The organism is Kutzneria chonburiensis (genome assembly GCF_028622115.1).
Lineage (GTDB): Bacteria > Actinomycetota > Actinomycetes > Mycobacteriales > Pseudonocardiaceae > Kutzneria > Kutzneria chonburiensis.
The window spans coordinates 4,461,478-4,485,933 of sequence record NZ_CP097263.1 but is presented as its reverse complement, the minus strand read 5'-3'; the positions used below and the strand labels follow the sequence as shown (position 1 = coordinate 4,485,933).

The 24,456-nt window shown below is 70.4% G+C and carries 21 protein-coding genes; 11 read left to right on the top strand and 10 right to left on the bottom strand.

Annotation, left to right across the window (positions count from 1 at the left end; translation table 11 throughout):
• Window positions 1-25 precede the first annotated feature (25 nt).
• Complete coding sequence (locus M3Q35_RS19940) at window positions 26-2,128, top strand: diguanylate cyclase (protein ID WP_273943423.1); 2,103 nt, start codon at window positions 26-28, stop codon at window positions 2,126-2,128.
• Here the strand turns inward: M3Q35_RS19940 and M3Q35_RS19935 are convergent.
• From M3Q35_RS19935 to M3Q35_RS19915, 5 genes are all read right to left on the bottom strand, one after another.
• Complete coding sequence (locus M3Q35_RS19935) at window positions 2,106-3,578, bottom strand: AMP-binding protein (RefSeq protein ID WP_273943422.1); 1,473 nt, start codon at window positions 3,576-3,578, stop codon at window positions 2,106-2,108. The two genes, M3Q35_RS19940 and M3Q35_RS19935, sit on opposite strands and share 23 nt — an antisense overlap.
• A gap of 81 nt (window positions 3,579-3,659) precedes the next feature.
• Window positions 3,660-4,316 (bottom strand): thiaminase II/PqqC family protein, encoded by a 657-nt coding sequence (locus M3Q35_RS19930; protein ID WP_273943421.1) that lies wholly within the window; start codon window positions 4,314-4,316, stop codon window positions 3,660-3,662.
• Window positions 4,313-5,722 (bottom strand): cytosine permease, encoded by a 1,410-nt coding sequence (locus M3Q35_RS19925; protein WP_273943420.1) that lies wholly within the window; start codon window positions 5,720-5,722, stop codon window positions 4,313-4,315. Before M3Q35_RS19925 ends, M3Q35_RS19930 begins: the two co-directional genes overlap by 4 nt.
• A 156-nt stretch (window positions 5,723-5,878) precedes the next feature.
• Window positions 5,879-6,895, bottom strand: a complete 1,017-nt coding sequence (locus tag M3Q35_RS19920; protein ID WP_273943419.1) for a helix-turn-helix domain-containing protein — start codon at window positions 6,893-6,895, stop codon at window positions 5,879-5,881.
• 29 nt (window positions 6,896-6,924) lie between these two features.
• A complete protein-coding gene (locus tag M3Q35_RS19915) occupies window positions 6,925-7,905 on the bottom strand; it encodes a DUF8189 domain-containing protein (RefSeq protein WP_273943418.1) in 981 nt (326 codons plus the stop codon).
• Between the two features lie 230 nt (window positions 7,906-8,135).
• Here M3Q35_RS19915 and M3Q35_RS19910 point away from each other — a divergent pair, with 230 nt between their 5' ends.
• From M3Q35_RS19910 to M3Q35_RS19870, 9 genes are all read left to right on the top strand, one after another.
• Complete coding sequence (locus M3Q35_RS19910) at window positions 8,136-9,065, top strand: alpha/beta hydrolase (protein WP_273943417.1); 930 nt, start codon at window positions 8,136-8,138, stop codon at window positions 9,063-9,065.
• A gap of 223 nt (window positions 9,066-9,288) precedes the next feature.
• A complete protein-coding gene (locus M3Q35_RS19905; protein ID WP_273943416.1) occupies window positions 9,289-10,707 on the top strand; it encodes a purine-cytosine permease family protein in 1,419 nt (472 codons plus the stop codon).
• Complete coding sequence (locus tag M3Q35_RS19900; protein WP_273943415.1) at window positions 10,704-11,237, top strand: cysteine hydrolase family protein; 534 nt, start codon at window positions 10,704-10,706, stop codon at window positions 11,235-11,237. The genes M3Q35_RS19905 and M3Q35_RS19900 overlap by 4 nt, the downstream gene beginning before the upstream one ends.
• A complete protein-coding gene (locus M3Q35_RS19895; RefSeq protein WP_273943414.1) occupies window positions 11,225-11,929 on the top strand; it encodes a GntR family transcriptional regulator in 705 nt (234 codons plus the stop codon). The genes M3Q35_RS19900 and M3Q35_RS19895 overlap by 13 nt, the downstream gene beginning before the upstream one ends.
• 50 nt (window positions 11,930-11,979) lie before the next feature.
• A complete protein-coding gene (locus tag M3Q35_RS19890; RefSeq protein ID WP_379794383.1) occupies window positions 11,980-12,909 on the top strand; it encodes an ADP-ribosylglycohydrolase family protein in 930 nt (309 codons plus the stop codon).
• Window positions 12,906-13,826: a PfkB family carbohydrate kinase gene (locus M3Q35_RS19885; protein WP_273943412.1), complete on the top strand. Its 921-nt coding sequence runs from the start codon at window positions 12,906-12,908 to the stop codon at window positions 13,824-13,826. The genes M3Q35_RS19890 and M3Q35_RS19885 overlap by 4 nt, the downstream gene beginning before the upstream one ends.
• Before the next feature lie 143 nt (window positions 13,827-13,969).
• Window positions 13,970-15,292: a CoA transferase gene (locus tag M3Q35_RS19880; RefSeq protein ID WP_337960612.1), complete on the top strand. Its 1,323-nt coding sequence runs from the start codon at window positions 13,970-13,972 to the stop codon at window positions 15,290-15,292.
• Between the two features lie 74 nt (window positions 15,293-15,366).
• Window positions 15,367-16,680 carry an aldehyde dehydrogenase family protein gene (locus M3Q35_RS19875; RefSeq protein ID WP_273943411.1) on the top strand — a complete coding sequence of 438 codons (1,314 nt, stop codon included), beginning with the start codon at window positions 15,367-15,369 and terminating at the stop codon, window positions 16,678-16,680.
• Window positions 16,681-16,712: 32 nt separating this feature from the next.
• On the top strand, window positions 16,713-17,426 hold the full coding sequence (locus M3Q35_RS19870) for a class I SAM-dependent methyltransferase (RefSeq protein WP_273943410.1): 714 nt from the start codon (window positions 16,713-16,715) through the stop codon (window positions 17,424-17,426).
• Here the strand turns inward: M3Q35_RS19870 and M3Q35_RS19865 are convergent.
• Complete coding sequence (locus M3Q35_RS19865) at window positions 17,386-17,934, bottom strand: TetR/AcrR family transcriptional regulator (RefSeq protein ID WP_273943409.1); 549 nt, start codon at window positions 17,932-17,934, stop codon at window positions 17,386-17,388. The two genes, M3Q35_RS19870 and M3Q35_RS19865, sit on opposite strands and share 41 nt — an antisense overlap.
• 102 nt (window positions 17,935-18,036) lie before the next feature.
• On the opposite strand from M3Q35_RS19865, the gene M3Q35_RS19860 reads away from it, so the two are divergent.
• On the top strand, window positions 18,037-18,945 hold the full coding sequence (locus tag M3Q35_RS19860) for an SDR family NAD(P)-dependent oxidoreductase (RefSeq protein ID WP_273943408.1): 909 nt from the start codon (window positions 18,037-18,039) through the stop codon (window positions 18,943-18,945).
• Here the strand turns inward: M3Q35_RS19860 and M3Q35_RS19855 are convergent.
• The 4 genes from M3Q35_RS19855 to M3Q35_RS19840 all read right to left on the bottom strand — a co-directional run bounded on the left by M3Q35_RS19855 (window position 18,940) and on the right by M3Q35_RS19840 (window position 24,449).
• Window positions 18,940-19,389 (bottom strand): hypothetical protein, encoded by a 450-nt coding sequence (locus M3Q35_RS19855; RefSeq protein ID WP_273943407.1) that lies wholly within the window; start codon window positions 19,387-19,389, stop codon window positions 18,940-18,942. The two genes, M3Q35_RS19860 and M3Q35_RS19855, sit on opposite strands and share 6 nt — an antisense overlap.
• Window positions 19,390-19,466: 77 nt before the next feature.
• The gene (gene meaB, locus M3Q35_RS19850; protein ID WP_273943406.1) at window positions 19,467-20,453 is read right to left on the bottom strand and encodes a methylmalonyl Co-A mutase-associated GTPase MeaB; all 987 of its coding nucleotides are present in this window, start codon (window positions 20,451-20,453) and stop codon (window positions 19,467-19,469) included.
• A complete protein-coding gene (scpA, locus tag M3Q35_RS19845) occupies window positions 20,443-22,623 on the bottom strand; it encodes a methylmalonyl-CoA mutase (RefSeq protein WP_273943405.1) in 2,181 nt (726 codons plus the stop codon). Before scpA ends, meaB begins: the two co-directional genes overlap by 11 nt.
• A complete protein-coding gene (locus M3Q35_RS19840) occupies window positions 22,620-24,449 on the bottom strand; it encodes a methylmalonyl-CoA mutase subunit beta (protein WP_273943404.1) in 1,830 nt (609 codons plus the stop codon). Before M3Q35_RS19840 ends, scpA begins: the two co-directional genes overlap by 4 nt.
• Window positions 24,450-24,456: the final 7 nt, after the last annotated feature.

Genomic DNA, 24,456 nt, shown 5'->3' with positions numbered 1-24,456 from the left:
CAATTCCGGATGAGAGGGTGCTTGCATGGGCGCGAGGGGTCCGCGTTCCGACAACGACCGGTTGTGGATCGGCTACCTGTCGGTCGGCGCACTCGTGATGCTCGCCTACTACCTCGTGCCGACCGAAGGGGCCGGGGCCGGCGTCAGAATCACGCTGTACTGCCTCGACAGCGCTTCCGCCGCCGTCATGGTGATCTTCGGTCTGGTGCGCCACCGGCCGCGGCCCCGGCTGCCGTGGCTGCTGCTGGCGCTGAGCCAGGTCGTCTACGCAGCCGCCGACGCCACCTTCTACATCTCCCACTACGCGCTCGGCGTCCTCGACTACCCCGGCGCCGCCGACCCGCTGTACGTGGCGCACTACCCGCTCGTCGTCGCCGGCCTGATGCTGCTGATCCGCCGCCGCACGCCCGGGCGCGATCTGCCGGGCGTGCTGGACGCCGCCGTGATCGGCGTCGGCGCGGCCATGCTGTCCTGGCTGTTCCTGATCGCCCCCAACGCGCGGCTGGACGCCCCGGTCGTCGTGAAGGCCTTCTCCCTCGCGTACCCGGTGCTCGACCTGCTCATGCTGACCGTGGCATTGCGACTGATCCTCGGCGGCGGCCGGCGGCCGGCTTCGTTCTACCTGCTCACGTTCAACATGCTCGCGTTCGTCGCCGCCGACACGATGTACGTGTCGCAGCAGTTGGACGGCACCTACGTCACCGGCAACTACCTCGACGCCATCTGGCTGGCCGGCAACCTCGCGCTGGGCGCGGCCGCGCTGCATCCGACGATGGCTCGACTCACCGATCCCTCGCCCGTGCGGGACGCGAGCATCGGGCCGGCGCGTATCGCCGCGCTGTGCGGGGCCGCGCTGATCGCCCCGGTGACGCTGTACATCCAGAGCGCGCGTGGCGACCTTCGGGACATCCCCGTGATCGCGTTGGCCTGCGCGCTGCTGTTCGGTCTGACGATCGCTCGGTTGGCCGGTCTGGTGTCCGACCAGCGGCGGCTGGCCATCACCGACGCGTTGACCGGACTGCACACCCGGCGGTTCTTCGAGGCCCAGCTGCCCATCGAGGTCGCGCGGGCGCGGCGGGCCGGCGGCTCGCTGGCCGTGTTCATCGTGGACGTCGACCACTTCAAGTCGATCAACGACCACTACGGGCACCCGGCCGGCGACCAGGCCCTGATCGAGATCGCCGCCCGGCTGCGTGGGGCCGCTCGGGGCGGGGACGTGCTGGCTCGGTACGGCGGCGAGGAGTTCGCGCTGCTGGTGCCCGAGGCGTCGTTGAGCGAGCTGGCCACCATCGCCGAGCGGCTGCGCCTGCGCGTCGCCAGTAGTCCCGTCGCGTTGTCCGAGGACACCTGGATCGCCGTCACCGTTTCCGTCGGCGCCGCGTGCTTCCCGTTGCACGGCGACAGTCCCAACGAGCTCGTCGCCACCGCCGACCGCGCCCTGTACGTCGCCAAGGCCCGCGGCCGGGACCGGGTCGTCATCGGCGAGGCCGCCGCGACGAGCACCGCCACCGTCACCGACCACACCGCGATGATCGACTACCTCAGTCATGTCGCCGACGAGGTCGATGCCCTGCTGCACGCCCAGGAACACAGCCTGGCCATCAGCCGTTGGGTGCACACCTTGGTCACCGCCCTCGGGCAGGACGAGGCCACCGCCCGCAACGCCGAGCTCGCGGGTCGGCTGCACGACATCGGCAAGATCGTCATTCCCGAGGCCGTCCTGACCAAGCCCACCGCCCTGACCGAGGACGAGTGGCGCCTCGTCCGCCAGCACCCCGAGTACGGCTACCGCTTGGCCCGGATGGTCCCCGGCTTCGGTGTCGTGGCCGACATCATCCGCCAGCACCATGAGCGTTACGACGGCAACGGCTATCCCTCCCGTCTCGTGGGCAACGGCATCCGCGTGGAGGCCCGGGTCCTCGCCATCTGCGACTCGTGGGCCGCCATGCTCGTCGACCGCCCCTACCAGCCGGCGCTGTCCGTCGACGCCGCCGCCGAGCAGCTCCGTCAGGGCCGCGGCACCCAGTTCGACCCCGACGTCGTCGACCTGTTCCTCGACCTGCTGGCCCGGGGCCAGGTCGGCGACCTCAAGCGTCCCACCGAACTCACTCCCGAGCAGCAGCCCTGAGCAGCTTCTTGTCGGGTTTTCCGGCGGGGGTCAGGGGAATCGCGTCCAGCACGGTGATCGCGGCCGGCGCGTACTGACGGCCCATCTGCTCGGTCACGTGGGCCCGCACGGCGTCCAGGTCGAGCTCCGACCGCAGGACCAAAGCGGCGTGCACCTGCTCGATGCCGTCGGAATCCCGCACGCCAAACACAGCGGTGGCGGCGATGGCGGGGTGACGGAGCAGCGCCTCCTCGACCTCGGTGGGGTACACGTGCCCGCCGACGACGATGATCATGTCCTTGAGCCGGTCGGTGACGTGCAGGTAGCCGGAAGCGTCGAAGAAGCCGACGTCGCCGGTGTGCACCCAGCCGTCCCGCCACACCTGGGCGGTCAGCTCGGGGTTGTTGAGGTAGCCCCGGGACTGGCCGTCGGCCCGCTTGATGATCTCGCCGGTCGGCGCGTCGTCGCCGGCGTCGTCGACGATGCGGATCTCGACGCCGGGGAACGGCCGGCCGGCGGTGCCGAGCAGCTCGGGCCGGGCGTGCTCGGCCGGCATGAGGACGCTGATGCCGCCGGCCTCGGTCTGGGCGTACATCTGGAGGAAGATCGGCCCGAACACCTCGACGGCCTCGGCCATCCGCGACGGTGACGACGAGGCCCCGCCGTAGAGGATCACCCGCAGGCTGGAGATGTCCACGGGCGAACGGCGCTGCTGCTCGGTCAGCTGGTAGAGCAAAGCCGGCAGCAGCCACGTGACCTGCACCCGATGCCGCTCGATGGCGTCCAGCACCGAGGCCGGGTCGAAACGGGTCTGGATGACCACGCTGCCGCCGGCCAACAGCACACCGTCGACCATCATGCCGGCGAGGTGGGCCAGGGTGCTGCACACCAGCATCACGTCTGGCTGCCGTGGCCGCCGCGGATCGGTGAGCTGGGCGGTGTGCGGACCGAACGGCAGCAGGATCCCCTTGGGATGCCCGGTAGTCCCGCCGGTATGGCGCACGCAGTAGATGTCGTCGGCGTGCACCGGAACCGGCTCGATCGGCGTGCTCGGCCCGGTCATCTCCGAGAACGACAGGACGTGCTTGATGGTGGCCTGCTCGGCGATGCGCGCCCCGTCGGCGGCATGGGCCGTGTCGGTGACGAGCACGTCGGTCTCGACGTCGGCGGCGATCACGGCGAGCGTGTCGACGGCCATGCCCTCGTACAGCGAGACGACCCGCGCCCCGAGCAGGTTGGTGGCGTAGCGCGCGGCCTGCACCTCGGCCCGGTTGTCCGACATGATCGACACGGTGGAGCCCCGACCGACGCCCCGCTCGCGCAACGCGTGGGCGTAGCGGTGAATGAGGTCGGTCAGCCCGGCGGCGGTGATCGTGCCGCCGTCGGGCTGGTGCACGACCACACGCTCCGGGTCGGTCCCGATGCCGGCCAGCACGGCCGCGACGTAGTTCTGCACATGGCCCCCATCCATCGACGACGGGCGACCGTAACGCCCCCGGCACCGGTGCCGGGGGCGTGTGGTGGATCATCGCCCGTTCGGGCGGGCGGGCGGTCAGGCCAGGTCGGCCAGGGTGTTCCAGAACATGAGCTCGTAGCTCTGGATCAGGCGGCCGTACTCGAAGGCGGCGTCGGTGCCACGGCCGGCGTCGAGGCCGGCCTGCACGATGGCGATGGCGGCCTCGTCGCCGTCGGGCGCGGGGGCGGCGAAGAAGTCGAAGAACGAGCAGCCCTCGTCGTCGAAGCCGTAGTGGGTACGCAAACCGGTGGCGACGGCGGCGCAGTAGTTGCCCCAGGCGGCGAAGTTGGCCACGACGGCCAACGTGACGTCGGTGGGCTCGCCGTTCAACGCCAACCAGGCCAAATAGGACGGATAGGCCTGGCAGCCGGCCAACGGCCTGTACTCCGACAGTGCGGCGGCATCCAACCCGGCGGCGGTGGCGAACTTGCCGAGGTTGTCCAACGCCAGGCCCTCGCCGGCGGCGAGGCCGGAGAAGAAGGCGCCGGCGGCGGGGTTCTCGCAGCGCGACGCCAGCACGAGGAAGCTGCGCCAGTCGCTGACGATGATGCGGTGCTGCTCGGCGGCCAGCGCGGCGAGCGCTTTCCGCGAGGCGGTGCCGGCGGCGATCAGCGGCACCAGGCGGTTCTCGTGCTCGCCCGGCGCCAGGTCCTTCCGGGCGGTCTCCAACAGTTCGCGGGCCGAAGCGGTCATCGCGACGTGTCCCCCTCGTTGATCAGCACAGTGGTCGACTCACGGAGCCGCCGGCTGAAGCCGAGCACGACCGCGGCGTTCGGTGTCCCGGCGACGGCGGCGGCCAGTGCAGCGTAGATCAACCCGGCCAGCACCCAGGTCTCGACCGGCACGATGCCGATACCGGGCGCGGCGTCCTGACCGGGCAGGAGCCCGAGCCCCCAGGCCCCGAAGGCCACCGCGATGATCACGGCGACCAGTCCGGGCCAGTTGGCGAAGGCGGCCTCGCGCCAGGTCGGCACCGCGTCGACCCGGCGGCGCCGCAGCCAGAACTGGTCGACGCACATCACGACCGTGGTGCTGGGCAACGCGATCGACGACCAGCTGGCGACCGTGTAGAAGCCGTCCTGCACGTCCGGGAACTGCCACGTGAACACGGCGGCGATCACGGCCATCAGCAGGCAGGTGTGCCACCGCTTCCAGCCGGGAATGGTGCCGAGCACGTTCTGCCCGCCGTTGATCATCTCGTAGTAGTTGCCGTCGTTGATCGCCACGATCAGCACCGCCGCCACCACGCCGCCCAGCCACAGCGCCCCGAACAGCGAGTACTCGACGGTGTAGCGGAAGGCCGGCCCGAAGTCGAACTGGCTGGCCCCGGACAGCTCGGCCATCATCCAGCCGCCGGCCACGAACAGCACCAGCCCGACGGCGAACGCGATGCCGAAGGCCGGCGCGGGCCACAGGAACTTCGGCTTGCCGTAGCGCCAGGTGTCGGGCTCGTTGCCCCACATCACGGAGCCGATGGCCACCCCGACACCGGTCAGGAAGGGCAGCTCGGCGCTGGGCTGGGGCTTGGCCGACAGTGCGTCGTCCGGCATGGTGCCGATGCCCTTCACCACCAGGTACAGCACCCACACGATCATCAGCGGCGCCGCGACCCAGCGGGCGAAGGCGGCGATTCCCTTGAAGCCGAACAGGTTGTTGGCGATGCCGAGCACCGCCAGCACCACGCTGACCACCACGACGTGACCCCAGCCGTACAGGCCGTCGAACAGGGTGGCCAGCAGGTTGAAGGCGAACGCGGTCCAGCCGGCGGCCACGCCGACCAGCAGCAGGCTGACCAGGGCCGAGCCGACCTTGCCGAGGATGGAGCGGGTGAGCAGCGCGTGCGTCTGGCCGGTGGTGGAGCCGAGGTAGGCGGCGGGCAGCGCGTAGAGGAAGTACGCCACGGCCCCGATCGCGCCGGCGCCGACCGCCTGCAGCAGCGAGTAACCCGCGTCGTGGTACTGGAAACCCAGGAACAGGTAGGTGAAGCCGGCGGCCAGCGTCACCCACAGGGCGACGAAGTGGTAGCGGGACCGGCGCTCGTCGGCCGGCACGATGCCGGCCGCGCCGGTCGAGTAGTCGTGATCTGTCGTGTCAGCCACCAGCGCGCCCTCTCCCAGTGCCCACAGTGTTGGGAAAGCTACTACACGCAGCGTGAGGACCGACCCGTCGGCAGGCGCAAGGCACTTAACCCGAAGAGCCCAAAGTTGATCACTCCGGGCAGTGAAGTTGCCCTTGTGTACCCCCGAACGCGTGACTCAGGCCGAGTCACGCAGCCGGCGCAGCGCCAGCGCGAGGGTCAGCCGGAACCGGCCGGCCGGCGAGTCGACGGCGTAGCCGATGCTCGTCTCGGCCCGGGCCAGCCGGGCGGCGACCGAGCTGTGGTGCCGGTGCACGAGCGTCGCGGCCTTGCGCACGGAGTCGGTCGCGGCCACGGCGGTCAGCACGTCCAGCGTGTCCGGCCCGCCGGCCTCGGCGGCCAGCCGGTCCAGCGCCTGCACGTCCGGGATGTCGCCGATCTCGGCCACCTTGATCTGCTGGGCGATCGGCCCGAGGGCGCCGAGATCGTCCCAGCGCATGGCGTCGACCACGCCCGGCGCGGCGAACCGCACCGCGACCGTGGCCGCCCGCCACGACTCCGGGGCTCGCATCGCCGGCAGCACCGGGCCGATGCCGATCGTGTGTCCGATCGGGACGATCGTTTCCGCCGGCACCAGGACCGCGTGCTGACGGCCGATCGCCGCCTGCGGGCCGGGCGGCTCCGGCAGCGGGCCGCTGCCGACGGCCAGTACGCGGATCGGCGTCAGCGGCGAGAAACCCAGCAGGTGCAGGGCCCGTGACCGCTCGGCGTCGCCGGCCGAGGCCGACACGATCAGTTCGACAAGGGCCGGATCGTCCAAACCGGACAGTCGGGACCTGGTCTCGCCGAGCAGCACGGCCGCCGCGATGGCGAACCGTTCCAGCACGATCTCGTCCAGCGGCAGCGGCCCGCCGTCCCGCTCCAGCCAGACCCGGCCGCCGCCGTCCAGCTCGCGGCTCACCGACGGCGGCGGGGCGGCAGCCAGCGACGCGCCCTCGGCGTCCACCCGCAGCCACACGCCGGTCTCCGGCACGGCCAGGCCGGCCGGGCACTCCGCCAGCTGCGCGGTGCTGGCCACCAGCCGCTCGAGACCGGCGTGCTGGGCCACCAGCGCGTCGAAGAAGCTGATCACCCGCACCGCGCTCGCCGCGTCGGAGTCCAGCGCGGACAGGCGCAGCAGCAAGCCCTCATGCATCGAGGCTAGCCGCTGGCCCGGCTTATCCGCTAGCGAGATCGCTTTTCGTAGACGAGATGGTTCCAGCCGACGATGGCGACCAGGATGTACCAGCCCCACCGATACAGTGTGGGCGCCGCGGCGAGATAGGTATTGGTGGAGTCGGTGCGCCACAGACCGAGGGCGATGTTGCCATTGGCGTCCATCGAGAAGTCGTAGGTCGCCAAATGGCCGTCCTGATTGCGGACGGCGATCTGGCCGTAGCCGTTGACCGAGCCCGCGGTGGCGATGGACGGTGCGCCGCTGATGAGGACGCCCGGTAGCTGACGCCAGTTGCCGGTCCAGATCATTCGTCCGTTGTTCATGCGGCCGAACGTGAGATAGACCTGATTGTCGATGCCCCTGTGCACCGCCACGATGTAGTCCTCGACCGATGAATGCGTGCCGAGCTCCGTGATGGCCGGCGTGCTCGACGTCGCCCCGTTGCCGGCGATCTCGCCCAGCCCGGTCCAGGACATGATCTGGTCGAACTGGCCCATGTACATGTGGCTGTCGGTGCCCCGATAGGCCAGCATGAGCCGGGTTTCCTGCTGGTAGAGGGCCACCGACACGCTGCCGAGGGCCCGCTGGCCGGGAATGGCCACCCACGGCGTCCACGTGCTGTCGTTGATCCGCGCCGCCCAGTAGATCTGCTGGTCGAAACCGACGTGGAAAACGACCATCCGGCCGTTGAAGAAAATCGCCGTCGGTGCGAACTCGGTGCGCCCTCCGCCGGGGATCTCCCGTGGCGCGCTGCCGTTGATCTCGTAGTACATGGGCCGGAGACCGGTGCCGTCGCCGTGCCACACCCGGAACACCGGGCCGTTCTCCTCGTCGAACGACGCCGAGCCGACGGCATCGTTGGAAATCATGTTGTTCGGTTTCTGCTGCTCCCAGTTGAAGCCCTCGTTGGCCGAGGCGGTCGTGGCCACGAGTAGCGTGACGGCGATGGCCGCGACGGCCGTTGTCAGGGCGCGCCGTATTCTTCGCACTGAATTCCCCTCCAGGTATGTGACGAGGTCTCGACTTCACGCTATCGGCGGCTTTTCGGTGGCGACAAGGTTCGCGGACCGTCGGTGCAGCATTGCGGTTCACGTTCGATTTTCGGGCACTCGATTACCGGACTCGGCTGTCCGGACGCAGCCAGTTGGCGGGGCGGAACCGGCCAACCCGCGCCAGTTGTCGGGTGCGCCGGCGCCGGCCCGAGCGGCAGGCTGGTGGCATGACATACGCGATCGATCCGGAACTGCTCCCGTGGCTGGCGATGATGCCCGACGGCGTCGGCTTCGAGGACGTCCAGGCCAGCCGGGCCCGCATGGCGTCGATGCGCGAGCAGATGCCGACGTACGAGCCGGCCAACCCGGTCACCGTCGAGGAGAAGCTGATCCCCGGCCCGGCCGGCGCCCCCGAGGTGCGGGTGCGCGTCTACACGCCGACCTCGGCGCCGGCGCCGAGGCCCGGCTTCGTCTCCATCCACGGCGGCGGCTTCGCCATCGGCGACCTGGACCAGGACGCCCCGATCAGCACGGAGATCGCCGACAAGATCGGTGCGGTCGTGGTGTCGGTCGACTACCGGCTCGCGCCGGAGAACCCGTACCCGGCCGGGCTCGAGGACTGCTACGCGGCGCTGGAGTGGACCGCGGCCAAGGCCTCCGAGCTCGGCATTGACCCCGAGCGCATCGGCATCGGCGGCATGAGCGCCGGCGGCGGCCTCAGCGCCGGCCTGGCCCTGCTGGCCCGCGACCGCGGCGGCCCCGCGGTCAAGTTCCAGCTGCTCGGCATCCCCGAGCTCGACGACCGGCTGGACACGCCGTCCATGACCAAGTTCGTCGACACGCCGCTGTGGCACCGCCCCAACGCCATCCTGAGCTGGAAGTACTACCTCGGCGGCAAGCCGGCCGACCAGTACGCCGCCCCGGCCCGCGCCGAGGACCTGTCCGGCCTGCCGCCGGCTTACGTCAACGTGTGCGAGTTCGACCCGCTGCGCGACGAGGGCATCATCTACGCCCTGCGGCTGCTCCAGGCCGGCGTCCCGGTCGAGCTGCACCACTTCCCCGGCACCTTCCACGGTTCCGAGATGGTCCGCGCGGCCGAGATCACCAAGCGCATGGCCGCCGAGCGCCTCGACGCCATCCGCCGCGGCCTGAGCTGACTTTCGGCTTGGAAGGGGCCTTCCTGCACTCCGAGTGGAGGAAGGCCCCCTTCCACACTTCCGCAACCGGTTTCAGGGGGTGAAGGGGAAAGATCCTCGGGGCGGGCACCGGGGGCGTGTTGCCGGGTGGGGTGGGCGGGCGTATGGTCCGGCCAACTGAACAGGTCTGGACAGGATCAGAGGAGCCCTCGATGGCCCCCGGTGCGGACTCGGCCCCCTCCAGGTGGAGGCCAACGGCATCAACGTGATCGGCGACGACGAGCGCAAGGGCACCGCCAGACAGCTGTTCTGGCCGTGGTTCGGCGCGAACGTCTCGGTGCTCGGCCTGAGCTATGGCTCGTTCACGCTGGGCTTCGGCATCTCGTTCTGGCAGGCCGTGATCGCCGGCCTTGTCGGCATCGTCTTCTCCTTCCTGCTGTGCGGCTTCGTCGCGGTGGCCGGCAAACGCGGCTCGGCGCCGACGATGATCCTGAGCCGGGCGGCGTTCGGCGTGCGCGGCAACTGGGTCGCCACGGCGATCTCCTGGGTGCTGACGGTCGGCTGGGAGACCGTGCTGACGGTCCTGGCCACGCTGGCCACGGCGACCGTGTTCACCCAGCTCGGTTGGGGCGGCGGCCCGGTGGTGAAGATCCTGGCCCTGCTGGTGGTCGCGGTGCTGACCATCGGCGGCGGCGTGATGGGCTTCGACCTGATCATGCGCATGCAGACCGTGATCACGATCGTCACGGCCGTGCTGACGCTGATCTTCATCGCCTTCGTGATCCCGCACATCGACTGGGCCAAGGTCTCGGCCGTGCCGGCCGGCTCGACCGGCAGCGTGGTCGGCGCGCTGGTGTTCCTGATGACCGGGTTCGGCCTCGGCTGGGTGAACGCGGCCGCGGACTACTCCCGCTACCTGCCGCGGACCACGTCCAGCCGCGCGGTGATCGGCTGGACCACGTTCGGCTCGGCGCTGGCCCCGGTGGTGCTGCTGGTGATGGGCCTGCTGCTGGCCGCATCCTCGCCCGACCTGAACAAGGCCATCGCCGCCGACCCGATCGGCGCGCTGGCCAGCGTGCTGCCCACCTGGTACCTGGTGCCGTTCGTGATCGTCGCGGTGCTCGGCCTGGTCGGCGGCGCGGTGCTGAACATCTACTCCTCCGGCCTGGCCCTGCTGGCCGCCGGCCTGAAGGCGCCGCGGTTCGCGGCGGCGCTGATCGACGGCGTGATCATCATCCTGGGCACGATCTACGTCGCCTTCTTCGCCGACGACTTCCTCGGCCCGTTCCAGGGCTTCCTGATCACGCTGGGCACGCCGATCGCCGCCTGGTGCGGCGTGATGCTGGCCGACATCGCCTCCCGCCGCAACGGCTACGCCGAGGCCGACCTGTACGACCCGAGGGGCCGCTACGGCAGCGTGCGCTGGGTGGCCGTCGGCACCGTGCTGGTGTCCACTGTGGTCGGTTGGGGTCTTGTCACCAACACGTACGCGGAGTGGCTGTCCTGGCAGGGATATCTGCTCGGCCCGCTGGGCCTGGGCGGCCGGGACGGGGCGTGGGCCGCGGCCAACCTCGGCGTGCTGGCGGCGTTGGTGATCGGGTTCGTGGTCACGTGGGCGACCCAGCGGTCGAAGGTGCGTGAGCAGGAGCTGGTGGCCGTATGAAGGCGCACCTGGCGGTGATCGACATGCAGTACGTGTTCGCCGATCCGCGCAGCCAGTGGTTCACGCCGGGTTTCGAGGGCGTGATGGCCCCGATCCACAAGCTGGTGGCCGCTTTCCCGGACGTCACGTTCACCCGGTTCGTCGCGCCGGCCCGGCCGATCGGCGCGTGGAAGCTGTACTACGCGCGCTGGCCGTTCGCCTTGCAGCCGCCGAATGCCGAGATCTACCAACTGGTCGACGGCTTTGACGGGTCCACAGTGGACGAGATCACCTTCGGCAAGTGGGGTCCGGCGCTGGCCGACCGGGTCGGTGACGCGGATGTGTTGGTGCTGGCCGGCGTCGCCACGGACTGCTGCGTGCTGTCCACGGCGCTGGCCGCCGCGGACGCGGGCCAGGTGACTTGGGTCGTAGCCGACGCCTGCGCGGGCATGGACGACGCGGCGCACGAGCGGGCGTTGGACATCGCTCGCGGCTACAGCCCGCACATCGAGGTCAAGCAGTTGGACGAGGTGCTCGCGTGCTGCGCCTGAAGTACGAGCAGATCGCCGACCAGCTGGCCCGGGACATCCAGCACGGCCGGTTACCGCGCGGCGCGCGGCTGCCCGGCGAGCACGTGCTGGCCAGCCGCTTTTCCGTCAGCCGCAACACGATCCGGCAGGCGCTGGCCGAGCTGGGCAGCCGCGGCCTGATCGCCACCCACTCCGGCAAGGGCTCGTTCGTCACCTTCGACGACCGCCCGCTGGACGACCGGGCCGGCTGGACCAAGGCGCTGGCCGACCAGGGCGTGCACACCACGATCGAGGTGATCCGGCTGGAATTGGTCACCGACAGGGACATGGCCGACCGGTTCGGCCTGGACACCGCGGAATTCGTGGCACTGGACCGGGTCCGCTCCATCGCCGGCGGTCCGGCGATCTCCTTCGAGTGCATGCGGGTGGCGGCCACCGGGCGGATGCGCGGCCTGCCCGAGTCCGGTGTGGACGGTTCGATCTACGACGTGCTGCGCGAAGAGGGGCTGGTGCCCGAACAGGGGGAGGAGTGGGTCGAGTTGGGGCGGATCAGCGAGGTGGAGGCGGCTGTGCTCGGCCGCACGCCGGGAGAGCGCTTCCTGCGGGCGCGCCGGCTGTGCCGGGACGGCAACGGTGTTTTCGTGGAGCACACGGAGAGTCTGCTGGACCCGGACCGGTTCCGGCTGCACCTCAAGTTCGGTGGCGTGGAGTGAGCCGCGCGCTGGCCGCCTTCACCGGACTGGCCATCGGCGACGCGCTGGGCATGCCGACGCAGTCGATGCCGCGGGAGGCGATCCAGGCCCGCTACGGCGTGCTCACCGGCTTTGAGCCGGGCCCGGACGACCAGCCGATCGCGCCGGGCATGGCCGCCGGCTCGATCACCGACGACACCGAGCAGGCAGTGTTGTTGGCCCGGCTGGTGGTCGCCGGTGACGGTCATGTCGACGCGCACCAGTTGGCCGCGGATCTGTTGGCGTGGGAAGAAGACATGCGCCGTCGCGGGTCGCTCGACCTGCTCGGACCGTCCACAAAGGCCGCGGTCGGCGCGGTCGCGGCCGGCGAGAGCCTGGAGAAGGCCGGCCGGTTCGGCACGACCAACGGTGCCGCGATGCGCATCACCCCGGTCGGTATCGCTTGTGACGTCGGCGATTTGCCGTCCCTTGTGGACAGTGTCGTCGAGGCGAGCTGGGTGACGCACAACACCGGTGTGGCGCTGTCCGGCGCGGCGGCGGTCGCCGCGGCGGTGAGCGCCGGGATTGCCGGCGCGGACGTCGCCGAGGCGACGAAGATCGCGTCGGAGGCGGCCCGGTTGGCGTCGACGCGCGGAAACTGGATCGCCGCAGGCGATGTCGGCACCAGGCTGGCCTGGGCGGCCGAGCTGGTCGAGGGCTTGCCGCCGGGTGAGGCCGCCGAGACGATCTACCGTTTGGTCGGCACGAGCGTGGCCACCCAGGAGTCGGTGCCGGCGGCTTTTGCCGTGCTGGCCGTGCATCCGGACGATCCCTGGCGGGCTTGCCTGCTGGCGGCGTCGCTCGGCGGCGACACCGACACCATCGCCGCCATCGTCGGCGCGATCGCCGGGGCGTGTCACGGCGACGACGCGTTCCCGGACGAGGCGGTCCGCACCATCCACGCGGTCAACGACCTCCCGCTGGCCGGCCTGACCGCGGAACTGCTGGCGCTGCGCGGATGAGCCGCCTGGTGCACGTGGGCCAGGTGATCGTCGACATCGTGATGTACGTGCCGCACCTGCCTGAACGCGGCGGCGACGTGCTGGCGTCCAGCGGTGGCACCGAGGTCGGCGGCGGCTTCAACGTGCTCACCGCCGCCGTGCGCCAGGGGCTGACCGCCGCGTACGGCGGCATGCACGGCACCGGACCGCTGGGCGACCTGGCCCGCAAACGTTTGGCGCAGGAGCACGTCGACGTCCTGCAACCGAAGCTGTCCACAATGGACACGGGCTTCACGGTGGCACTGATCGACGCCGACGGCGAGCGGACGTTCGCCACCACCTTCGGTGCGGAGGGCCAGCTGCGGATCAACGACCTGCGGCGGATCCGAGTCTTCCCGGACGACATCGTGTACGTCTCGGGCTACGGCCTTGCGCTGCCGGTCAACGGCCCGGCGGTGTGCTCCTGGCTATCCACAGTGGACTCACGGAACACCGTCGTGCTCGACCCGGGGCCGCTGGCCGCGGAGATCCCGGAGGCCGTGCTGAAACCCGTGCTGGACCGGGCCGACTGGATCAGCTGCAACGAGCGCGAGGCCCGGCTGCTGACCGGCGAGGACGATCCGATCAAGGCCGTCACCGAGCTCCGGCGCCGCAACGCCATCGTTCGCACCGGGGCCGGCGGCTGTATCGTCGCCACGGCCGAGGAAGTGGTTACGGTGCCGAGCTTTCCGGTCGAAGTCGTGGACACCAACGGCGCCGGCGACGCGCACACCGGGGCGTTCATCGCCGGCCTGGCTGACCGCTTGTCACCGATCCAGGCGGCGCGGCGGGCAAATGCCGCGGCCGCGCTCGCCGTCACCCGACGTGGCCCGGCTGCTGCGCCTACCATCGAGGAGGTGCAGAAGCTGCTGAAGGAGACTGGGGATGTCGCTGACTGACCGGGTGGCCGCCGCGGTGGCCAACCCGTTGACCACGGACGCGTTCGATCCGCACGCGGAGCTGGCCGAGGTGCTGGCCGGCATCGGCATGAGCCCGGCCGACACCGGCGGCGAGATCACCCTTTGTCGGCGCCGACCCGGTGGTGCCGAGCACGCTGCGGCTGGGCGGCGCGGCGGCGATCGCGCTGGTGGCCAAGTCGGCGGCGATGGCCAAGCTGTGGCGGCTGCGCGGCGGCGACGGCCAGGACATCTCGGTCGATCTGCGCGTCACCCCGCACCGGCTCTGCCCGTTCTACGACCGCAAGTGGGAGAAGCTCAACGGCCACGTGCCGGTGTCGGCGGCCAATCCCACCAACGCCTTCGGTTTCGGCTTCTACCGCACCGCCGACGACCGCTGGGTGATGCCGCTCAACCCGTACCCGAAGATCAAGGTCGCCGCCCAGAAGTTGTTGGACGTGCCGGACGACGCCGAGCGGGTGGCCCAGGCAGTGTCCAAATGGGACGCTCGCGACCTGGAGGCGGCGGCTGTCGAGGCCGGCGTCGTGCTGCCGATGTTGCGCTCCACCGGGGAATTCCTGGCCGAGCACACGGGCATCGAGGACCTGCCGCTGATCGAGATCACGCGGATCGGCGACTCCGACCCGGAGCCGCTGCCCGGCGGCGTCGAGCTGCCGCAGATCGATCAGCCGCTGGCCGGGATTCGCGCGCTGGGCATGGGGCACGTGATCGCCGGCGCCGGCGCCGGCCGGGCGCTGGCCCTGCACGGCGCGGACGTGTTGAACCTGTGGCGGGTCAACGAGTTGGAGCACGATGTCACGTACATCACGGCCAACGTCGGCACCCGGTCGGCGACGATCGATCCGCGTGCCGACCGCGAGTTGATCACCAATCTGCTGGCCGGGGCGGACATCTTCTATGCCAACCGCCGTCCGGGCTACCTGGCCCAGATCGGCTTCTCGGCCGAGGAAGCGGCGCAGGTCCGGCCGGGCATCGTGCACGTCACGGCCTCGCTCAACGGCGACCACGGCCCGTGGGCCGGCCGGGTCGGCTTCGACCAGACCGCCGGCAGCCTGGTCGGCATGATGAACCTCGAAGGCTCCGGCGACGCCCCCAAGCTGCCGCCGATCCTCGTGGTCAACGACTACATCGTGTCCTGGCTGATGGCCACCGGCGCGGCCGAGGCGCTGGCCCGCCGGGCCGTCGACGGCGGCAGCTACCGGGTGCACGTCTCGCTGACCCGGGCGGCCCTGTGGATCTTGAGCATGGGCGTCTTCGACCAGGGCTACGCGGCCGAGGTCGCGGGAAGCGTTGAGCAGCACCGGTATCTGGATCCGGAGACGTTCACTGTGGACACTCCGCTGGGCGAGTACCAGGGCGTGACCGAGCAGGTGCGGATGTCGGCGACGCCCGGCCGCTACGCCGTGCCGCTGGTGCCCCGCGGCTCGTCCAAGCCGGTCTGGCTCTGACCGAAAAGGAGCGTACCGGCCGGTCGCAGGGGCATCGACTCGGCCGAAGCCGCCGATCGAGCTAGGCTCACGACATGACCGATGTGCTCCAGGAGATCCCGGCTGTCGTCCACCGGCTGCGGGCCGCGTTCCGGTCCGGCCGGACCAAGCCAGTGTCCTGGCGGCGTGAGCAGCTCGGCGCGCTGCGGGCCATGCTGACCGAGCAGCAGGACGCGTTCGGCGCGGCGCTGTTCGCCGACCTGGCCAAGAACGCCGACGAGGCCAACCGGACCGAGATCCACTTCACGGTCCGGGAGATCGACCACACGCTGGCCAACCTGGACGCCTGGCTCGCGCCTGAGGACGCCGAGCTGCCCGAGCGGCTGCTGCCCGGTCGCGGCACGGTCGTGCGCGAGCCGCTGGGCGTGGTGCTGGTCATCGGGCCGTGGAACTACCCGCTGCAACTCGTGCTGGCCCCGCTGGTCGGCGCACTGGCCGCCGGCAACGCCGCCGTGATCAAGCCGAGCGAGCTCGCGCCGGCCACCACCGCGGCCATCGCCCGGTTCGTGCCGCAGTACCTCGACCAGGAGGCCGTCGCCGTCGTCGAGGGCGCGATCCCGGAGACCACCGCGCTGCTGGAACAGCAGTTCGACCACATCTTCTACACCGGCAACGGCGTCGTCGGCCGGATCGTCATGACGGCCGCGGCCAAGCACCTCACGCCGGTCGCGCTGGAGCTCGGCGGGAAGAGCCCGGTCGTGGTGGACGCCGAGGTCGACCCGGTCGTCACCGCGCAGCGGCTGGTCGAGACCAAGTTCCTCAACGCCGGCCAGACCTGCGTCGCCCCCGACTACGTGCTGGCCATCGGCGCCGGCGCGAAGCTCGAGGCCGCGCTGGCCGACGCCGTGCAGGCCAAGTTCGGCGACGACCCCGCGCAGAGCCCGGTGTACGGCCGGATCGTCAACCACCGGCACTTCGACCGGCTCAGCAACCTTTTGGCCAGCGGCCGCGTGGTCGTCGGCGGTCAGACCGACCGCGAGCACAAGTACATCGCGCCGACCGTGCTGGCCGACGTCGACCCTGCATCGCCGGTGATGGGCGAGGAGATCTTCGGCCCCATCCTGCCGATCATCTCCGTGCCCTCGCTCGACGCGGCCATCGAATTCATCACCTCGCGGGACAAGCCGTTGGCGCTCTACGCCTTCACCGACTCGGAATCGACCAAGGAACGCATCCTGGCCGAGACCTCGTCCGGTGCGGTCGGTTTCGGGTTGCCGGTGATGCACCTCGGCGTGCCGAGCCTGCCGTTCGGCGGCGTGGGGGAGAGCGGCATGGGCCGCTACCACGGCAAGTACTCCATCGACACGTTCAGCCACCTCAAGGCCGTGCTGGACAAGCCGCTGTCGTGAAATTCGGTGTACAGCCCGGTTAGCCTCGGGAAGTGCCTGAGGCTGCCGAGCTGTACAACGCGATGAACCCGTGGTCCGGCCGGGCCGACGACCGGTTCTACCTGGATCTGGTGCTGGGCGCGGAATCCGTGCTCGATGTCGGCTGTGGTACGGGGACGTTGCTGGCCAAGGCCCGCGAGGCCGGGCATACCGGGCGGCTCGTCGGTTTCGACCCCGACGCCTCGATGCTGGCGCAGGCGCCCGCCGGCCTCGATCTGGTGCACGGGGACCTGTCCACCCTGCACTGGGACAACGAGTTCGACCTGGCCGTGATGACCGGGCACGCTTTCCAGTGCCTGCTCACGGATGCCGACGTGCTGACCACCTTGCGCGGCGTCCGCGCCGCCTTGAAACCAGGCGGCCGGTTTGTTTTCGAGACGCGTAATCCGGTGGCTCGCGAGTGGGAGCAGTGGCCGCTCGGCGGCTTCGAGTTCCCGTGGGAGGGCGAGCAGGTCCGCGTCTTCTACGAGGTGCAGCCGATCGTCGGTGATGTCGTCGACCTCGTGGAGAACATCGTCGCCGCTGGTTGGCAGCGGGCCGACGCCGGCCGGCTGCGCTTCCTCTCGGCCGAGCGGCTGGCCTCGCTCGCCGCCGAGGCCGGCCTCGACGTCGTCGACCAGTACGGAACCTGGGACCGCAAGCCCTTCGAGACCGACAGCGCGGAGATCATCTCGGTGCTCGCAGCCCGTCCAGCACGAGGTCGATGAGCCTGGCGGTCTGCTCGACGTCGTCGGTGGCCAGCGAGATCCCGTTGAGCACGGTCAGGATGTCGAGCCCGTCGATGTCGGACCGCAGCTCGTAGCCGCAGGCCAGGATGAGCTTGCTGAGGGCGTCGAGCACGATGGCCCGCATCGGCACGAACGGGTTCTCGCCGGAGGCGAGGACCATGCGGAATGCGTCGGCCATGCCGTGTTTGGCCGTCATGAACTCGGTGAATCGCCCCAACCACAGCCTGAGCGCGATCAGCGGCTCGTAGGTGATCAGCAGCGCGTCGGCGTGCTCGGCCACGTTGATCATCTCGGCCCGGTGCACCGCCACGAAAAGCGCTTCCCGTGACGGGAAGTGCCGGTAGAGGGTGCCGATCGCCACCCCGGCCTGCCGGGCGATCTCCTCCAGCGACGCGTCCGCGCCTTTGGCCGCGAAGGCCGGCGCGGCCGCCGCCAGCAGCGCGTCGCGGTTGCGCTGCGCGTCGGCGCGCAGCGGTCGTTCCGTCATCTCTCGTACTCCCGGACCAGCCAATGTGAGCCCCCTCATGTTACAGGCGGAGGCCCCTCAGGTTATTATTCGGAGGTGCCTCAGGTTAGAACGGAGAAGATCATGACTTTCGGTTGGGAGACCACCGCCGACCAGGCCATTTCCGGTATCCGGCTGGACGGCAAGCGGGCCGTCGTCACCGGCGCTTCGTCCGGTATCGGCTTCGAGACCGCCCGGGTGCTGGCCGCCGCCGGCGCCGAGGTGACGCTGGCCGTGCGCGATATCGACGCCGGCAACCGGGCCGCCGCCCAGATCCCCGGGGCTAAGGTTGCCGTCCTCGACCTCGCCGACCTTGCTTCGGTCACCGCCTTCACCAGGGCGTGGACCGGCCCGCTACACCTGCTGATCAACAACGCCGGCGTGATGGCCTTGCCCACCCGTCAGCTCACCTCCGCCGGCTGGGAGATGCACTTCGCCGTCAACCACCTCGGCCACTTCGCCCTGGCCACCGGGCTGCACCACGCCTTGGCCGCCGAGGGCGCGCGCATCGTCTCGTTGACCTCTCGCGGCCATCTGCGCGCCCCCGTCGACTTCACCGACATCAACTTCGCCGTCCGGCCTTACGATCCCCTCATCGCTTACGGCCAGTCCAAGACCGCCGACATCCTCTTCGCCGTCGAGGCCGGCCGGCGCTGGGCCGCCGACGGCATCACCGCCAACGCCGTGCACCCCGGCGGCATTCTCGACACCAACCTCTCCCGCCACATGCCGCCCGCCTACCTCGAGGCCACCAAGGCCTCCAGCCAGCAGACGCTCAAGTCCGTCGGCCAGGGCGCCGCCACCACGATCGTTGTCGCCACCTCGCCCGACCTTGCCACCGTCACCGGTGCGTATTTCGAGGACTGCCAACGTTCTGCGGTGATCGGTCCCGACGACGGAGACATCCCTTCCCACCCCCGCGGCGTCGCCTGGTACGCCCTCGATCCCGACAGTGCCACCCGCCTGTGGGACCTGTCGGCCGCCACGTCATAGGTCGACGTACACCCGCCCCATGCCGTAGTCGTACACCTTCGCCTGCCGCCCCAGCACCTCCACCGCGAACCGTGCCAACCCGCTGCTGGGCGGGACCAGCGGCAGATCGATCTCGCGGTGCGTGTACCAGATCGCCGGCGTGACCAGGCCGTCGTCGTCCAACTGTTCGCCGTCCAGGATCACCAGCAGGCACTGGAAGCCCGGCCCCATCTCTGTGAGCTCCGCTCGGATCTGGCCCAGCATCCACGCCCCGGCTGCGATCAGCTGCCCCGCCCGGGCCCGCGGCGCGAGGCCGTCCAGGAACGCCACCTGGCTCACCCGTGAGTACAGCGGCACCTCGTCCACCGATTCGATCGGCCGCCGGAACCCCGCTACTTTGTCCAGTTCCTCCTCGGCGACCAGTCGTTCGAAGTCCGGCAGGAACCGCGGGTCCGGTTCGATCATGGTGTCTTCCCCCTGCTTCCTGGTGCCCGCACCGCGCGCCAAGCACCACCCGGCCCGACCCCGGACCGCAGCTACGCCTACTGGGACTCGCGGAAGGCGCGCAGGATGTGCTCGGCGACGAGGGTGGCGGTGAGCTCGCCGTCGCGGACCTGGCGTTCCAACTCCGGCACCAGCGAACGGACGGCGGGACTTCCGTGCAGGGAAGCCAAGAGCTGGTCGTGGACCATGGACCAGGTCCAGTCGACCTGCTGCTGACGGCGGCGGGCGGCCAACGAGCCGTCACTGTCCAAAAGGGAGCGATGGGCGCGGACGGTGTCCCAGACGACGTCGAGGCCGGAGCCGGTCAAACCGCTACAGGTCAACACCTTCGGCGCAGCGGTGGGGCCGCGGAGCAGGCGCATGGCGCCGGTGAGCTCGCGGGCGGCCTTGCGGGCGTCGGCCTCGTGGGGACCGTCGGCCTTGTTGACGGCGACGACGTCGGCGAGCTCCAGAACGCCCTTTTTGATGCCCTGCAACTGATCGCCGGTGCGGGCGAGGGCCAGCAGGAGGAAACAGTCGACCATGTTGGCGACGGCGATCTCGGACTGGCCCACGCCGACGGTCTCGACGAGGACCACGTCGTAGCCGGCGGCCTCGACCAGCACGATGGACTCGCGGGTGGCCCGAGCCACGCCACCCAGCGTCCCCGAGGTGGGCGACGGCCGGACGAAAGCGCTGTCGTCCACGGCAAGCCGCGCCATCCGGGTCTTGTCGCCGAGGATGCTGCCGCCGGTACGGCTGGACGACGGGTCGACCGCGAGGACCGCCACACGGTGGCCGGCGGCGGTCAACATGGTGCCCAACGACTCGATGAACGTGGACTTGCCGGCCCCGGGCACGCCGGTGATGCCGACCCGGTGCGCCCCACCGGCATGGGGCAGCAGCTCCACGAGAAGCTGCTGCGCCAGCTCACGGTGCGTGGGCTTGGTCGACTCCACCAGCGTGATGGCCCGGGCCAACGTCGTCCGCGACCCGTCGAGCACGCCCTTGGCGTACTCGCGGACGTCGATGGGCTTACGCGCCATCGTGGTCCAGCTGCGCGGCCAACCGGTCGATCAGACCGAGCGCGGCGTCGGCGATCACGGTGCCGGGCGGGAAGATCGCGACGGCGCCGGCCTCGTACAGGGCGGGGAAGTCGGCGGGCGGGATGACGCCGCCGACGACGATCATGATGTCCGCCCGGTCCAGCGCGGCCAGTTCCTCGCGCAGTGCGGGCACCAGGGTCAGGTGCCCGGCGGCCAGCGAAGACACCCCGACGACGTGCACGTCGGCCTCGACGGCCTGCCGCGCGACCTCGCCCGGCGTCTGGAACAACGGGCCCACGTCCACGTCGAAGCCGAGGTCGGCGAACGCGGTGGCGATCACCTTCTGGCCACGGTCATGTCCGTCCTGACCCATCTTGGCCACCAGGATCCGCGGCCGCCGCCCCTCCTCGCGCTCGAACTCGGCCACCCGCTCCAACACGGCGGCCACGTTCCCGGCGCTGCCGGCCTCGTCGCGGTACACACCGGAGATGGTACGGATCTGGCCGGCATGCCGCCCGTACACCTTCTCCAGCGCGTCGGAGATCTCGCCGACGGTGGCCTTGGCCCGAGCCGCGTTCACGGCCAGCTCCAACAGGTTTCCCTCGCCGCCGGCGGCCCGGGTCAGCGCGGCCAGGGCGTCCTGAGTGGACTGTTCGTCACGTTCTTCCCGCAGCCGGCGGAGCTTCTCGATCTGCTGGGCCCGCACGCCGTGGTTGTCGACCTTGAGGACCTCGATCTCCTCGTCGGCCTCCACCCGGTACTTGTTCACGCCGATCACCGGCTGCCGGCCGGAGTCGATACGGGCCTGGGTGCGGGCCGCCGCCTCCTCCACGCGCAGCTTGGGAATGCCGGCGTCGATCGCCTTGGCCATGCCGCCGGCCGCCTCGACCTCGGCGATGTGCGCCCAGGCCTGCCGGGCCAGGTCGTAGGTCAGCCGCTCGACGAACGCGCTGCCGCCCCACGGGTCGATCACCCGCGTGGTGCCGGATTCCTGTTGCAGCAACAGCTGGGTGTTGCGGGCGATACGGGCCGAGAAGTCGGTGGGCAGCGCCAACGCCTCGTCCAAAGCGTTGGTGTGCAAGGACTGTGTGTGTCCCTGTGTCGCGGCCATCGCCTCGACGCAGGTACGGGCCACGTTGTTGTAGACGTCCTGTGCGGTCAGCGACCAGCCGGAGGTCTGCGAATGCGTGCGCAGCGACAACGACTTGGGGTTGCGAGGGTCGAATCCCTTGACCAGCTTGGCCCACAGCAGCCGGGCGGCCCGGAGCTTGGCCACCTCCATGAAGAAGTTCATGCCGATGGCCCAGAAGAACGACAGTCGCGGCGCGAAGACGTCGATGTCCAGCCCGGCGGCCACACCGGCCCGCAGGTACTCGACGCCGTCGGCCAGCGTGTAGGCCAGCTCCAGGTCGGCCGTCGCGCCGGCTTCCTGGATGTGGTAGCCGGAGATGGAAATGGAGTTGTACTTGGGCATCCGCTGCGAGGTGAAGGCGAAGATGTCCGAGATGATCCGCATCGACGGCTGCGGCGGGTAGATGTAGGTGTTGCGGACCATGAACTCTTTGAGGATGTCGTTCTGGATGGTCCCGGCCAGCTGCTCGGGTGCCACCCCCTGCTCCTCGGCGGCTACGATGTACAGCGCCAGCACGGGAAGCACCGCGCCGTTCATGGTCATCGACACGCTCATGCGGTCCAACGGGATGCCGTCGAACAGCTGTCGCATGTCGTAGATCGAGTCGATGGCCACGCCGGCCATGCCAACGTCGCCGGCCACGCGGGGGTGGTCGCTGTCGTAGCCGCGGTGGGTGGCCAGGTCGAAGGCCACCGACAGGCCCTTCTGCCCGGCGGCCAGATTGCGGCGGTAGAAGGCGTTGGACTCCTCGGCGGTGGAGAAACCGGCGTACTGCCGGATGGTCCACGGCTGGTTGACGTACATCGTCGGGTAGGGCCCGCGCAGGTACGGGGCGATACCGGGGTACGTGTCCAGGAAGTCAAGTCCGGCAAGGTCTTCCGCGGTGTACAGCGGCCGGATGCCGATGCCCTCGGGGGATTCCCAGACCAGGGCGTCGGTGTCCTTGCCGGTCGCCGCGTGCAGCGCCTTGCGCCAGTCGTCGGCCCCGCCGGCGACCTCGGGGTCACCCAGCGGCACGTCCGCGAAGTTCGGGATCATCGGGTCCCCTCCAGCTGGCGACCAGAAAGAAATCGATAGGTGGCGTGCAGCACGGACAGCGCGTCGCAGCCGGCGAAGACGAACGCGTCGGCCCCGGTCTCGGCCCACTTCTTGGGGCTGCCGGCCAAAAACACGTGGGTGGCGCCGGCTGCCTTCAACGCGGCGACCGCCGCGGCGGCTTCCTCCGCGTACAGTTTGTCCGACGAGCAGACGCAGGCGACGCCGCCTTCGAACTCCGCGACGGAACCGGCCGGCGTCTCGATGCCGCCGGCGTTGAACAGGTTGGCCGCGAACGTCGACCGTCCCGTGTGGACGGCCACCGGGCCCAGCGTCGCCAGGAAGACCTGGGGCCGCGCACCGGTTTCCGCCAACAGAGCGTCGGAGCGGTCCCGCAGCTCCTCGAATGCCTGCGCGTAGCGGACTCGAGGCAGCCCGCCGGTCTGAACCGCCGGCAAGGGCTTGCGCCGCACCGGCTTCTCAGCCAGGTTGGGGAACTCCGACACGCCGGTCAGTGCGTCCTTGCGGTGCGCGATGTTCTCGCCCCGCCGCGCCCACGTCGCCGCAAGTCGTTCCTGCACAAGGGAATTCGCGGAAACCAGGCCGCCGGCGCGCTCGATCTCCTGGAACCAGGCCCAGCCGGCGCGGGCGAGGTCGTCGGTCAGCCGCTCCACGTACCACGAGCCGCCGGCCGGGTCGATCACCTGCCCGAGGTGCGACTCCTCCAGCAGCAGCGCCTGCGTGTTGCGGGCGATACGCCGCGAGAACGGATCGGGCAAGCCGATCGCGGCGTCGAACGTCTGTACGGTCACGGCATCCGCGCCGCCGGTGCCGGCGGCGAAACAGGCCAGCGTGGTGCGCAGCATGTTCACCCACGGGTCCCGCTGCGTCAGCATTGCCGACGACGTCACGGCGTGCTGCACCTGGGCCGACGCCGCGCCGCTGACCTCGGTCACCCGGGTCCACAGCCGGCGGGCGGCGCGGAGCTTGGCGATGGTCATGAACTGATCAGCCGTTGCGGCATAACGGAATTCCAGCAACTGCGCCGCCGCCGCGACGTCAAGACCGGCGGCGGTCAGCGCCCGCAGGTAGGTCACGCCGGCCGCGATCGAGCAGCCCAGCTCCTCGGCGTCGCTGCCGCCGGCATCGTGATACGGCAAGGCATCGACGACGATCGCCCGCAGCTTCGGGTAAGCCCGAGACGTCCGGACGGCAAGCGAGACAGCCGCGTCCAGATCCGGCGCGGCACCGGTACGAGCATGCACGCCCAGCGGATCGATGCCGAGATTGCCGATCGCAGCGCTGGCCGGCACGTCCAGCACCGAGAAGTACGCCTCGGCCGCCGCCGAGAACTCCGCCCCGGCGTCCAACACCACCGAAGCCAGATCCAGGTAGACGCCGTTCAGGGCGTCGCCAAGGTCGGCGATCGGCACGCCGCCGTCACCGACCATCAGCCACACCGAGCCGGCCCCGTTCTCCAGGTCGGCCAGCACCTCGCGGTTGGTCACCGCCGAATCGGGGTCGGCGTGCCGCTGCCGCACGTCCCAACCCTGACCCGCCGGCCGACCACCGCGGACATAAGGCGCAAGCCCCGGGAAGCCACCGGAAGGCGCGGTGTCGGAAGCCGTGTAGAGCGGGCTGATCGTGATGCCGTCATAGGTGGTGGTGGCGAGCAGGTCCTCGGCGGAGTCGTGCTGCTGGCCCTCGCCGAGAACGCCGGACTTGCGCAGCACCGACTCCACCGACCGGCGCCACTGCGCGCGATCGGCCTGTGGGAACTCGGCGGCGAGCGGCAGCTCCGCCGGTCCCGTCGTTGACGGCGTCGTCATGCGTCCC

Excerpts from the sequence above, each read along its gene's own strand:
- M3Q35_RS19860 (WP_273943408.1), top strand. The coding sequence starts at position 18,037 with ATGACTTTCGGTTGGGAGACCACCGCCGACCAGGCCATTTCCGGTATC.
- scpA (WP_273943405.1), bottom strand. The coding sequence starts at position 22,623 with ATGATCCCGAACTTCGCGGACGTGCCGCTGGGTGACCCCGAGGTCGCC.
- M3Q35_RS19875 (WP_273943411.1), top strand. The coding sequence starts at position 15,367 with ATGACCGATGTGCTCCAGGAGATCCCGGCTGTCGTCCACCGGCTGCGG.
- M3Q35_RS19935 (WP_273943422.1), bottom strand. The coding sequence starts at position 3,578 with ATGGATGGGGGCCATGTGCAGAACTACGTCGCGGCCGTGCTGGCCGGC.
- M3Q35_RS19840 (WP_273943404.1), bottom strand. The coding sequence starts at position 24,449 with ATGACGACGCCGTCAACGACGGGACCGGCGGAGCTGCCGCTCGCCGCC.
- M3Q35_RS19940 (WP_273943423.1), top strand. The coding sequence starts at position 26 with ATGGGCGCGAGGGGTCCGCGTTCCGACAACGACCGGTTGTGGATCGGC.
- M3Q35_RS19910 (WP_273943417.1), top strand. The coding sequence starts at position 8,136 with ATGACATACGCGATCGATCCGGAACTGCTCCCGTGGCTGGCGATGATG.
- M3Q35_RS19890 (WP_379794383.1), top strand. The coding sequence starts at position 11,980 with ATGCCGACGCAGTCGATGCCGCGGGAGGCGATCCAGGCCCGCTACGGC.
- M3Q35_RS19865 (WP_273943409.1), bottom strand. The coding sequence starts at position 17,934 with ATGACGGAACGACCGCTGCGCGCCGACGCGCAGCGCAACCGCGACGCG.
- M3Q35_RS19855 (WP_273943407.1), bottom strand. The coding sequence starts at position 19,389 with ATGATCGAACCGGACCCGCGGTTCCTGCCGGACTTCGAACGACTGGTC.
- meaB (WP_273943406.1), bottom strand. The coding sequence starts at position 20,453 with ATGGCGCGTAAGCCCATCGACGTCCGCGAGTACGCCAAGGGCGTGCTC.
- M3Q35_RS19885 (WP_273943412.1), top strand. The coding sequence starts at position 12,906 with ATGAGCCGCCTGGTGCACGTGGGCCAGGTGATCGTCGACATCGTGATG.
- M3Q35_RS19920 (WP_273943419.1), bottom strand. The coding sequence starts at position 6,895 with ATGCATGAGGGCTTGCTGCTGCGCCTGTCCGCGCTGGACTCCGACGCG.
- M3Q35_RS19930 (WP_273943421.1), bottom strand. The coding sequence starts at position 4,316 with ATGACCGCTTCGGCCCGCGAACTGTTGGAGACCGCCCGGAAGGACCTG.
- M3Q35_RS19900 (WP_273943415.1), top strand. The coding sequence starts at position 10,704 with ATGAAGGCGCACCTGGCGGTGATCGACATGCAGTACGTGTTCGCCGAT.